This is a genomic window from Halopseudomonas salegens, assembly GCF_900105655.1.
GTDB lineage: Bacteria > Pseudomonadota > Gammaproteobacteria > Pseudomonadales > Pseudomonadaceae > Halopseudomonas > Halopseudomonas salegens.
Window position 1 is genome coordinate 3,163,062 of sequence record NZ_LT629787.1, and the last position, 12,348, is coordinate 3,175,409.

The 12,348-nt window shown below is 55.1% G+C and carries 10 protein-coding genes; 7 read left to right on the plus strand and 3 right to left on the minus strand.

Translation table 11 applies throughout. The features are described 5' to 3' along the window. Positions 1 to 57: 57 nt before the first annotated feature. Entirely contained in the window at positions 58 to 543 is a 486-nt protein-coding gene (locus BLU07_RS14640) for a winged helix-turn-helix transcriptional regulator (protein ID WP_092388320.1), read from the plus strand. Positions 544 to 643: 100 nt separating this feature from the next. Here the strand turns inward: BLU07_RS14640 and BLU07_RS14645 are convergent, their stop codons facing one another. From BLU07_RS14645 to BLU07_RS14655, 3 genes are all read right to left on the minus strand, one after another. Next, on the minus strand, positions 644 to 2,089 hold the full coding sequence (locus BLU07_RS14645; RefSeq protein WP_092388323.1) for an esterase-like activity of phytase family protein: 1,446 nt from the start codon (positions 2,087 to 2,089) through the stop codon (positions 644 to 646). A 110-nt stretch (positions 2,090 to 2,199) separates the two neighbouring features. Continuing rightward, entirely contained in the window at positions 2,200 to 2,580 is a 381-nt protein-coding gene (locus BLU07_RS14650) for a rhodanese-like domain-containing protein (protein ID WP_092388326.1), read from the minus strand. A gap of 272 nt (positions 2,581 to 2,852) precedes the next feature. Beyond that, entirely contained in the window at positions 2,853 to 5,615 is a 2,763-nt protein-coding gene (locus tag BLU07_RS14655) for a DUF2339 domain-containing protein (RefSeq protein WP_157719212.1), read from the minus strand. Between the two features lie 307 nt (positions 5,616 to 5,922). Between BLU07_RS14655 and BLU07_RS14660 the strand changes: the two genes are divergently transcribed. The 6 genes from BLU07_RS14660 to BLU07_RS14685 all read left to right on the plus strand — a co-directional run bounded on the left by BLU07_RS14660 (position 5,923) and on the right by BLU07_RS14685 (position 12,314). Beyond that, positions 5,923 to 6,855, plus strand: coding sequence for a threonine aldolase family protein (locus BLU07_RS14660; protein ID WP_092388333.1), 933 nt, complete (start codon positions 5,923 to 5,925; stop codon positions 6,853 to 6,855). A gap of 297 nt (positions 6,856 to 7,152) precedes the next feature. Continuing rightward, a complete protein-coding gene (locus BLU07_RS14665) occupies positions 7,153 to 7,698 on the plus strand; it encodes an AAA family ATPase (protein WP_092388336.1) in 546 nt (181 codons plus the stop codon). Positions 7,699 to 7,838: 140 nt separating this feature from the next. Further along, on the plus strand, positions 7,839 to 8,099 hold the full coding sequence (locus BLU07_RS14670) for a helix-turn-helix domain-containing protein (RefSeq protein ID WP_092388339.1): 261 nt from the start codon (positions 7,839 to 7,841) through the stop codon (positions 8,097 to 8,099). 2 nt (positions 8,100 to 8,101) lie between these two features. Beyond that, positions 8,102 to 9,436 (plus strand): type II toxin-antitoxin system HipA family toxin, encoded by a 1,335-nt coding sequence (locus BLU07_RS14675; RefSeq protein ID WP_092388342.1) that lies wholly within the window; start codon positions 8,102 to 8,104, stop codon positions 9,434 to 9,436. A 221-nt stretch (positions 9,437 to 9,657) separates the two neighbouring features. Then, positions 9,658 to 11,124, plus strand: coding sequence for a class I SAM-dependent DNA methyltransferase (locus BLU07_RS14680; protein ID WP_092388344.1), 1,467 nt, complete (start codon positions 9,658 to 9,660; stop codon positions 11,122 to 11,124). Beyond that, positions 11,124 to 12,314: a restriction endonuclease subunit S gene (locus BLU07_RS14685; RefSeq protein WP_092388347.1), complete on the plus strand. Its 1,191-nt coding sequence runs from the start codon at positions 11,124 to 11,126 to the stop codon at positions 12,312 to 12,314. The genes BLU07_RS14680 and BLU07_RS14685 overlap by 1 nt, the downstream gene beginning before the upstream one ends. Positions 12,315 to 12,348: the final 34 nt, after the last annotated feature.

Consider the following 12,348-nt stretch of genomic DNA (forward strand, 5'->3'; position numbering starts at 1 on the left):
TACTATCATTATGAAAGTAACATAGTACACAATTTTCCGCAGTGGAGAACAACCCCGATGCAGCGCAAGACCCTTTTGCCGTCTGAATGCCCGATCGCGCTCAGCCTCGAGCGCGTTGGCGAGTGGTGGAGCCTGCTGATCATGCGCGATGCCCTGCAGGGCTTGCGTCGATTTGACGATTTTTCCAGGAGCCTGGACATCTCGCCCAACATGCTCACTCGCAGGCTCAACGCCTTGGTGGAAGCAGGATTGCTGGAGCGGCGTGCTTACAGTGACAAGCCGTTGCGACACGAATATGTACCGACTGAACGAGGTCGCGACCTCAAAGTGGTGCTTTTCGCGTTGATCGCTTGGGGCAACAAGCATTTCGCACAGGACGACGTGAGTGTTCAGGTAATCGAGAAAACCACCGGTAAAGCGCTGCAGCCGATGATGGTCAATACCGAAACGGGGCAGGCGGTGCCATGGGATGAGTGCAAGCTGGTGGATGGGCCCGGCGCCAGTCCGGGCATGCGAGAACGGTTACGGGGTATCAAAGTCTAGCCCAAAAAAGGGGGCAGTTAATCCTGCCCCCCTTTTACTCGCCAATTTTACGCATCCAGATTAGACGCCTGCTTTGTTTTCCGGCAAAACAAGCACTTTCTCAGTCGACGGACATATCCACTTCGCGAATATACAGCCGCCCCGCATCAATGGTCCCGGCATCCAGCATCTTCTGCTCCAGCTCGCCGCCAGTGGACCAGGTCGCAAAGTCATCGTCATTAAGCACGCCCAAGTGCTTGTCATCGATGCGCCACAAACCTTCCATCTTGTCATGTGGGTAGTTCGCCTCTACCACCATATCCAGCACCAGCGTCTTGTCTACCGGATAGATGCCAACAGCCGCCAGGGCGGCCCAACCGCCATCCAGCACGACCTTTTCCAGCGTTTGACCATCGATGGTCAGACCCAGGTCTGCGTCCTGAACCATGCCAGCCTGAAGGGCGACAGTCTCCAGGTTGGTGCCCGTAGACAGATCAATACGATAAACCTGTTTCTGTGCATTGGGGCTGACGCCGGCAGCGCCACCTGGCCCGCCATAAAGGAAGCTACCATCACGTTCCAGCACGAGGAAATCCGTATCGCTCAGCCCGACCATTTCCGAATTGGAGTTGGCTGCTTTCTCTTGCTGATAAAGATACTGACCGATAGCGCCCGTCTCCAGATCAACCGTCACTATACGAGTGATGGTCAAGGCGCGTACGGCCTTGGTGGGCAAGTCCATGGTGGATTGCATTACGCCGACCAGCGTTTTTTCATCCGGGGTAATTGCCAGGCCTTCCATCCCGCGATTAGCGCGACGATAGGCAAATTCCGCAGGCAAGTTGAAACGGGTACGTGCATCCATCGTGAAAGGGTTGATGCGATCAATCTCTTTGCCGTCCGCGTCAAAGTGCACCATGTGCGGGCCATACTCATCACTGACCCAGAAGCTGCCGTCACTCAGCGCAACCAGGCCTTCACCATCAAGACCGTAGTCGTCCAGCTTGATCGGATTGGTGGCCGCGTCGTAAGGTTGTGAAGGGTCTACCAGCACCGGGCTGCCATCCGGGTTGTAAGGCGTTTCGCCCGTACCGCCCAAGGCCGAAGTATTCGGCAGACCGCTGATCAGAGTGCCGTCAGGGCGTTTGAGCAAAATGGTGTCGAGTAACTCAACGCCGCCGTTTGCTGTCAAACGGAAGTGCCCCATGCGCGGAGTGTAATCCGGCACAGGAAATTTCTTGCCATTGCCATAATCGCCGTTAAAGTTCGCATTTGGACCACGATCAGTCAGCGCATAGAATTCATCCAGTTTGCTCGGGTGAGCGGTCATCGCCGAACCAAAACCACCGTTGCGCACCTCGAAGGGGCTCATTGTCTTGCCATCAATCAGATCGTCACGGAGCACCGTGAAGGGCAGTTCAACGCCATCAGCCGGGAAGCTGGCCAGGCGCTCGGCCAAGGCTTCCTCTGGGGTCTGAGCGGTATCATCATCGTCACTGCCGGAGTTGCAGGCAGTCAGCAACAGGCTGCTGCACACCAAAACGCACATCACTTTCCAGTTAGTCATAACTTTTCCTTTTTGGGGCAACCAGGCACACGCTGGATACACAAGCAGCCACTGTAAGGATCGGAAATGACAAAAATACGAAGGAAAGATGATGTTGTGTGCAGTACCACCTAATCGAAAGACGGCATACTCGGAGCCACAACGGGTTTACCGGCGTCACTCCACGCCTCAAAACCACCGCTGATGGACTGCACGTTCAGGTAACCCATCTGCTGCAAGGAGTTGGCGGCCAGCGCGGCGCGGCCGCTGGTCTTGCAATACAGCACCAGTTTGAGGTCACGAGCAGACATTTCCGGTGTACTGCTTAGCTTGAATTCCAGCAGGCCACGGGGAATGTTCACTGCGCCGGCAATATGGCCCGCAGCGAACTCATCACTTTCGCGTACATCAATCAGGGCATCCGCGTTGCGGATCGCGGCTTCGGCGTCCTGTACCGATACCTCTTGAATCTGCGCCTTGGCATCCACTACCAGATCATGAGCATTTTTCATTAAATTTCCCTCGGGTTGGATGGGTGAGTGAAGAATAGACAATTGCGTTTTAAGCGCGGCGTCGCGCTCACGGCGCAAAGCAACAAACTCGGACTCATTGACTCCCGTGTGACGAATCAAAAACCTGCCCGCAAGCGCAGCGATAACTAAAAAATAAATCTGTCACCTTTTTCTAATATTTCCTGAGCATCAGCCTGCTCATCCGTTCGTATTATCGACATATCAAACCGCTCCTGTCGTTGGTTCAGTATCTAATATTCATCTGACCTCAATTACTCTCCAATTACTTTATGCTGGCTGTTTTCGACATCGCCAGGCTTCTCCGGCAGAGGCACCAGATACCCCACACCAAGCAACAGCAGGCCAACCACAATAAACGAAACGATACGCTCAACCGTGCCGCTATTGGACAGATCAACCAGCAGTAGCTTGACCACCACTACCGCGATCAGCGCCATGCCCACCATCCATAGGTCTCGTTTGAGCAAACGATTGGCCGCCACCAACAAACCAACGCCGAGCAGGGTCCAGAAAATCGACAAACAGGTTTGCACCAGGTCCATTTCCAGCATGTGCGCGATATTGAAAGTTACCCCGGTAAAGGCATGCACGGTGCGCAGCAATAGTGTATTGAGATAGATAAAGCCCAGCCCGAGCAAAACCCTGACACCTGAGATGGGGGAAACGGCAGGGGGCAGTGCATGGCAAATACTACGCCACCACAAGCCAGCACAGACCAGTATACCCACCTGCCAAAGATCGAGCGGGTTCAGTAACGGCCAGTAAGGTAGCGGGTCGACTACCGGTTGAATGAAGCAGCCGATCAGCGTACTCACAAGTAGCATGGCAAATAGAATTGCCACGGCGCTGCGGCGATACAGTGGGTCCAGGCGCGCAGGCCACAGCCGTGTTTTAAGCGCCAGGACGATGGCAGTCAGCGGCACCAAACCAACGCCGATCAAATGCCAGCTATCGACGTCAGTATGCTGCTGAACTTGCCACTCCACTTCCAGCGCCGCAACGATGGTCATGGTCAGATAGCTCACCAGATGCCACGGCTCTTCTGCTTTGCCGATCATGCCGCTGAAAAAATTAGGGCGGTTATATAGCCAATACAACGTGATAAACGTCAGTGGCCAGGCAATATAGCCAAAGGATGAAAACGGATGTGAGCCAAAATACCTATGGGTCAGAAGCAGACCAACCGCTAGCGGCAACAATGCCAGTAACACCGGTGCCAGCGCCTGCCAGTGATAACGCATGCGCAACCATTGCAGGGCAATAAAACTCAGCGATACAAAGCACAGCACGGCCGGCAGAACTTGCTGATGCGTCAGGTGCGCTCCCATTTGCCAAACTCCGCCGGCAAACCACCACAATAAGCCCCAGCTCAGAACCGGTAAATGCAGCAAGCGCACCCAGTAGCTGTCCGGCTGCGCGCGCAAAATCCATGCGCTCCAGAGCGCGACTATGGCAATAGCGCAACTGCTGGCATAGCCCGCATTGAAAAACAAATGCTCACCCGCGGCAGGTGTACTCAGCAACCATGAAACGCCAGCGCCCACTTGCACTACCAGCGCCAGGAGCCCGCCCCAGTTGCGCTGTTGTCGAGCCGACAGCCAGATGGCTGCCGCGCCCTGAAACGTCCACACCAGGGCAGTGACGTCATGATCAAACGCATAAGGAACGGCCAGCGTCAGCATCACCACGCCGATGGCCGTCAACGACTCGCGCAACAAGAGGGCACGCTCGGTCAACATCTTCCACCAGAGCGCAGTGATGCCGAGATAGAACAGACCAAAACCGAGCGCACTCCACGCCATGCCGTACTCAAACTGTTCTACCAGCAAGGCTTGCAAGGCAAAACCAATTGTTGGTGTGCCAAACAAAATAGGGCCGTCGATAAACCGATGCGGGGGCCACCGCTTGCGCAGCCCAAATATCAATACCACCGCCACATAAAAAAGCATGAACAACAGCAGGAAAGGCTCGGTACTGGCGAACAGATCAGCCTGGTAACGCATAACACCCCAGGCTACGCAGATAATAAAGGTAAAGATGAACCCCATCAGCGTGAGCGCTCGCCATGCCTTGAACCAGACGATGGCCAAAATACCCGCATTGAGAATGGCGTAATAACTGAACAGCATCACATGGCTGCCGCTGCCAGTAGACGCGAGAATCGGCGCGAGAAAACCGCCGAGAATACCAAACACCGCCAGCGACTTGGCGTCCTGTTTTATCGACATCAATGCGGCAAATACCGACAACCCCACCAACAGCAAGAACCCAACGGAAGGAGACACGATCGGGTATACCTTCATACTGGCAAAGGTCACGAGATACCAGGTACCCACAGCGGCACCTTGCAGCAACAGCGCATAATCGCGGCGCTTGTGCCGTAGACGCCAGCCCAGCAGAAATACCACTAATGCAGCCGCAGCGATGCCAAGAAAGCGCAGCTCGATTCGCACGCTAATGCTCTCTGACGCGTACTTGACCAAGAAGGAGACGCCCAGAAACAGGATCACAATGCCGACGCGGGTAATCATATTGGTGCGCGCAATCAGCTTGCCCAGGCCACTTGATGCCCACAATGCGAGTAATTTATCGCCAGTACTTGGCACAGCGGGAGGGACGGCAGCGGTTACCGGCCGGGATGTGATGGCAGCAAACTCAGGTTCAACCCATGTGGTCTCTGCCGCTGCGGGCCCCTTGACGTGTGGGTCGATACTGGACGCAAGCTCCGGCGTGGCCGCTTCACTGAATACGTCGGGCGCTGGTGAGGGCTGGGCAGCATTGGGATTTACTGGCAATTCAGCGTCTGCAGCTGGCGCTGCGACAGCATCTGCCTCGGTACTAACAAGCTTCTTGCTCAGGAAGGCTATCTGCTCTTGCTGGCTACCTACCAGCCGGCTCAGCTCCCGAAACTTCACTAACAAGCCCGCCAAAACCGCCAACCCCAGCGCGCTTGCTACCTCCCCCAGCACGAAGCCAATCATCAGCCCCGCCGCCACCGCGATCACCATCCCCATTTGCGCATCCTGCATTAGTTGGAACGCCAGGGAGTATGGCGGATGCAGACCAAACAACCAAGTAGCGGAACGCTGGTTGGAGTAACTGGGGCTAGTTCAGATGAAGATTAATCCAGCCACTCAGGACAAGTAATGCAAGACTGCAAAAAATCGCACCGCAGGGAACACCCTCTACCATGCTTACACCGGGTAACGGGGGCAGGTGACCAGGTATCGATGATTGCGGAGCAGCCTTGCGGCCAATCGCAGCCACCGATATCAATCTGGTAGATGATAATCTGTCCTCATCTCTCTAGAGACAAATTTCATGAATTTTGGCAGCGACAATCAATCCGGCGTGTCACCCGCGGTACTTCAAGGAATCGTCGAGGCCTCGACCGGCGTAGCCGGCTCTTATGCCAATGACCACTGGACCCAAGCCGCCAATGCCAAGCTTTCCGACATCTTCGAGAAGCCGGTACAGGTGTTTTTTGTGGCCACCGGTACCGCTTCGAACTGCCTGGCGCTGTCCGCGTTGGTACAACCCTGGCATTCGATCCTGTGCCACTCGCAAGCACATATCGCGGTCGACGAGCTAAGTGCGCCAGAACTGTTCACCGGCGGTGCGCGCCTGGTGCTGATGGGCGACGATGGTGGCAAGCTGACTGCTCAGCTTTTGAGTGACACGCTGCAGAAACTGCCTGCAGACCGCCCGCATAACCAGATCCCGGGCGCACTCAGTATCACGCAGTGTACGGAGAGTGGACAGGTCTACAGCGTTGAGGAAATTCGAGCTCTGACGGAGGTCGCGCACGCCGCCGGCCTGCGAGTACACATGGACGGCGCACGCTTCTCCAACGCCCTTGCGACGCTTGAATGCTCTCCCGCTGACATCACCTGGAAAGCCGGAGTGGATGTGCTCTGTCTCGGCGCTTCAAAGAACGGCGCGCTGGCTTTAGAGGCCGTGATTTTCTTCGACGACACGCTGGCAAAGGATTTCGACCTCCGCCGCAAAAGATCGGGCCACCTGGTTTCCAAGGGCCGCCTTTTCGGCGCACAAATGTGCGCCTGGCTTGAGAACAACCATTGGATCAAGCTGGCGCACAAGGCGAACGAAGTAGCCCTGGCGCTCGAACACTGCCTCAAGCAGCACCCCGCTATCCAACTGGCCTGGCCGGTTCAAGCCAACGAGCTGTTCGCCGTGATGCCCACAGCGCTGTTTGAGCGCCTCAAGACAGAAGGTGTGCGGCTGAATGAGTGATCTGCAAGCAGCCTGCCCAAAGGGCTGGCGGTAGAAGCGGATCATCTAGCCGTGCGCTTCGTCACTTCGTTCGAATCGGAGAAGGCAGAAGTAGAGCAACTCAATGCGGTGCTGGCTACTTACTTCGCGGCCTGATTGCCAGCTCGGCGAGAGACAGATTCCCGCATGGAGGTGGTGGTTGCCGGAACACTTCCGCCGAGGCGGCGTAGTCATATGGATGCCTAGACAGGGGAAGCAATCAATGCTCATCCAACCCCAATTGTATGCTCATTTCCAGTTCGAGGAGATTGCGAGTCAATGACGGTAAGGCTACATATTTTCGGTGCATCAGGGTCGGGCACCACCACCCTGGCCCGCGCACTGGCCGAGCGCTGCGGCTGGCTTCACCTGGACACTGATGACTTCTACTGGTTACCCAGCGAACCACCCTACCTGCACAAGCGGCCACCCCAGGAGCGGGTGGCAATGATAAGCGAACAAACCGCCCAGGTGCCAAACTGGGTACTGAGCGGCTCGCTGTGCAGCTGGGGTGAAGCACTGATCCCTTCATTCACTCACGCGCTGTTCCTGCGCCTTGATGACGACGAGCGCATGCAACGCCTGCAGCAACGCGAATCGCAGCGTTACGGCACAAGCATCCAGCCCGGCGGCGACATGCATGCGCAAAGCCAGGCCTTCCTCGAATGGGCCGCAGGTTATGAGCATGGCGATGTACGAACTCGCAGCCTGCTGATGCATGAAACATGGATCGAACGGCATCTCGCCTGCCCGCTATTGCGTCTGGACTCGAGCCGGGAGACGCCGGAACAGCTTGTTGAGCGGGTGGCGTCTTGGCGACAGTAGCCCAGGAGCCACAAAATATCACCAAGCCGGCAATATTGTGTCCCCCAAGCCACAATAACCTATAGACACGCTTGTGAGAGCGTGGCTTACGGGCTACATTAATTGGCATATCAGCCCTATTTGTCGCCCAGGAGCTACAGATGTCCTCACTATATGACGTTGCCGAAATGCTCAAACAGGCGCGCCATGACGCGAACCTGAGCCAGGAAGCAATAGCCAGCCGTGCCGGCGTATCACGCTCCACAGTGGCCCGTATGGAAACATTGGCCAAAGGTGATATGAGCGTCTCTGCATTGGTTCGTCTGCTCGAGGCCGCAGGGTATGACTTGAAGCTGGTCAAGGTCGGTCATGGTCGTACCGTTGAGGACATTCTCAACGAACAGCGCGCAGGAAGAGGCTAACCATGATTCTCGACGTACACATTAGCGGAAGACTTGTGGCCAAGCTCTATCGCGAGCGCGATGAATACGTCCTGAAATACCTTCCGGGCACCGAACTGGCAGACTTTGTCAGCCTGACCATGCCCGTTCGTGAAGAGCCTTGGCGCTGGCCACGCGATCTGTTTCCGTTTTTCCGGCAGAACCTTCCCGAGGGTTATTTGCTCGGCGTTATTCGTGAGGAGTTCGGCGCAATGCTGGATGGCACCGACTTGTCTCTCCTGGGTTTAGTGGGCGGTACAGGCATCGGCAGAGTCTCGATTACGCCTGAAGGCGTCCAGCCCGGTATAGACATGGACCCTCTGGAAATAACCCACATGCTCCAGGCGGAAAATACCGCAGAACACTTTGCCGAGCTGGTACGCCAGTACGCACGCGTGGCCATCTCCGGGGTCGTGCCAAAGTTCATCGCCAAAGACGCCTCACACAACCAGCAGCCGCTGGGTAAGCCGACGCTGAGGACCGGATTTCATATCATCAAAGGTTCGGATGACAACACGCCGTTTCTCGGCTTCAACGAGTTCTACACCATGCACGTACTGGAACGGTTGAATGTCGTGCCCGTTGCCACATGCCAGATGTCTGAGGATGGAAGGGTTCTGGTAGTAGACCGCTTTGACGTTGATGAGCAAGGCATCCCCCACTATGGCCTGGAAGACGCGTGCGGACTGCTCGGCTTGCCGCCACACGAAAAGTATCGCCCCACAGTCGAGCAGGTGTGGAATGCAACCCGGTCTTATATGGGCGCAGATCGACTCCGCGAACAACGCGAGCACCTGGGCTGGCATCTGTTGACCAATTACGTGGTGCGTAACGCAGATTGCCACGCAAAAAATATCGCGCTGTATTACACCTCCCAGGCTGATGTCGGCTTTACCCCAGTCTATGACCTGGTAACCACGCAGGCTTACCCTCGCTTCGCTGCCAGCCCACCAGGGCTTTCCCTCGGCGGCAGGCAAACCTGGACGCCAGGCCGCTCGCTGGAAACCTTTTTCAAGTCTGTGCTTAGCATTCCCCCAGCGCAGTACGCTGCGATGGTTGAACAACTGTGTCAGTCAGCTGTGGAGGTTGGGCACAAGGTGATTGAAGCATCGAAAAACGAACCAGCCTGGCGCGATGTCGCCAAGCACATGGTGCACGCCTGGAATGACGGAATGGAGACATTACGCAGCGCCAAGGCAGCACCACAGTTTCGCGGTCTGGATAATGCCATTGCAGAAGCCGGCTTCTCAGGGCCACGCAAGCCTGAGTCTAGAGGTGAGGTGGTTGGTCGTTCTGAATTGTTGGCGAAAAAACGCTGAGGGCTTGAACGTGCGTTTTCGATTGGGACAAGCCGCTGTGCATGTGTGAGCGTAGAACTGTCACGCCCAGAACTAAAAAATAAATCTGTCACCTTTTTCCCAATAGCCGCGTGCAAGCCAAAAGCAACGACATGCCCCAGCAAATAAGGCAAAATCTGACGGCAGAAGCCAACTGCGATTGCAGCGATAGACGGCACTACCGAAAAGGATTCACGCCCCAGATGTTCGAACAAACCTTCAAAGCCATCGACGATGTTCTCTGGAAAGACGCTGGTTGCTCCAGTGAGCTGGATTACACCGAGCAGACCAGCTGGATGCTGTTTCTCAAATACCTGGACGACTTGGAGCACGAGCGCAGCCTTGCGGCCGAGCTAATGGGCGAGCAATACCAGTACATCATCGACGACGCCCACCGCTGGAGCCGCTGGGCTGCGCCCAAAGACGCCGCGGGCAACTTTGACCACAACAACGCCCTCACCGGCGATGACCTGATCGACTATGTGGATGGCGAACTCTTCCCCTACCTCAAGGGCTTTAAAAAGCGCGCCGACGGCCCCGACACCATCGAATACAAAATCGGCGAAATCTTCGGCGAGATCAAAAACAAGATTCAGAGCGGCTATTCATTAAGAGACGCTCTGGAAAAGGTGGACGAGCTGCGCTTCCGTTCACAGGAAGAAAAGCACGAACTCAGCCACCTGTACGAAACCAAAATCAAGAACATGGGCAACGCCGGGCGCAACGGTGGCGAGTACTACACGCCCCGCCCGCTGATTCGCGCCATGATCGACGTGGTTCAACCCAAAATTGGCGAAACCATTTACGACGGCGCCGCCGGCTCCGCGGGCTTTCTCTGCGAGGCCTACGACTATCTGCGCCAGGGTGGCCGCAGCAAGCAGCAGCTCTCTACCACCGCGCTGAAAACCCTGCAGGAACGCACCTTCTACGCCAAAGAGAAGAAGTCCCTCGCCTACGTCATCGCCATCATGAACATGATCCTGCACGGCATAGAAACCCCCAACGTGATCCACACCAACACGCTGACGGAGAACTTGCAGGACATACAGCCCAGCAACCAGTACGACATCATCCTCGCCAACCCGCCCTTTGGCGGCAAAGAGCGCAAAGAGGTGCAGCAGAACTTCCCCATCAAGACCAGCGAAACCGCCTTCCTGTTTCTGCAGCATTTTATGAAGATACTCAAACCCGGTGGCCGCGCCGCCGTGGTGATCAAAAACACCTTTTTAAGCAACACCGACAACGCCGCCGTCGCCCTGCGCAAAGAGCTGCTGCAAAACCACAACCTGCACACCGTGCTCGACTGCCCCGGCAAAACCTTCCTCGGCGCTGGCGTGAAAACCGTGGTGCTGTTCTTTACCAAAGGCGAGCCCACCCAGAAGGTGTGGTACTACCAGCTCGACCCTGGCCGCAGCCTGGGCAAAACCAACCCGCTGAACGACAACGATCTGCAGGCGTTTGTGCAGCTGCAGAAAGGCTTGGCAGATTCGGACAAATCCTGGTCGCTCAATGTCGCCGATCTGGATCAGGCCACCTGGGATCTGTCGGTGAAAAACCCCAATGCCAAAGAGGAGGCAGAGCTGCGCGAGCCGAAAGACATCATTGCCGATATTATTGCACTCGATAAAGAGAGCGAGGCCATACTGTCTAAGATTCAGGAGTTGGTGTGATGGCTTGGCCAACAGTTAAGTTGGGAGAAATATGCCAGATTGAGAAGGAACAGTTCCGTGAAGGAAATTTACCTTACGTTGGTATGGAAGATATAGAGGGCCATACTGGTAGATTTCTTGGAGAGCGGAGTCCTAAGTCTGTTGCTAGCTCAACATTTAAGTTCTCCGATAAGCATGTCTTATATGGGCGACTCAGACCCTATTTGAATAAAGTTTTAGTGCCTGGTTTCGAGGGGCATTGCTCCTCAGAAATATTTCCTTTGAAGCCCAGCGATAAGCTTAACCGAAAGTTTTTATATTACTGGTTATCAAGTGAAAAAATTGTATCTGCGATAGATGCGACGTGTACCGGCGCCCGGATGCCCAGAGCGAATGTGAAGGAGGTGCTAACTTTTGATTTTAGCTTGCCCTCCCTGCCGGAACAAAAACGCATCGTCGCCATCCTCGACCAGGCCTTTGCCGACATCGACCAAGCTCGCGCCCTAACAGAACAAAACCTCAAAAACGCCCGCGAACTGTTTGAAAGCTATTTACAACAGGTGTTTAGCCAGCGTGGGGAGGGGTGGACTATTGAACCACTGGAGAATGCGGTAACAAAAGACTGCACTTTATCTTACGGCATAGTTCAGCCAGGAGATAACGTCGCTGGAGGCTTGCCTGTAGTCCGCCCAACAGACCTGATAAAGGAAGTGATAGATCTGTCTGGCCTTAAGCAAATTGACCCTTCAAAAGCTGAAGGCTACATGAGAACTCTGCTGCAGGGTGGCGAGTTGTTAGTGTGCGTCAGGGGAAGTACTGGCACCACATCAATTGCGAGTGAAGAACTTTCAGGGGCCAATGTAACAAGAGGCATCGTTCCGATCCGATTCAATCCTGAAAAGATCTCACAAAGGTTCGGCTACTATCAGTTTATTTCTCCGGCCATTCAAACTCAGATTCAGGCAGGCACATACGGCGCAGCTCTGATGCAGATTAATATTCGAGACTTAAGGAAGCTGAAAGTCAGGATTCCATCCTTGGAGGTTCAGCAAAAAATTACAGACCAGCTCGACTCTATCAAACCCGACCTTGAAAGAATTGAAGCAATTTACTCAGCAAAGCTGAACGCGTTCGAGGAACTCAGATCTTCACTTTTAGAGAAAGCTTTCTCTGGAGCCTTAACCACGAATAACGAAAAAGCTGTTGCCTGAAATAGCAGGCAAGTAGCTTTACACAGTGTTATAC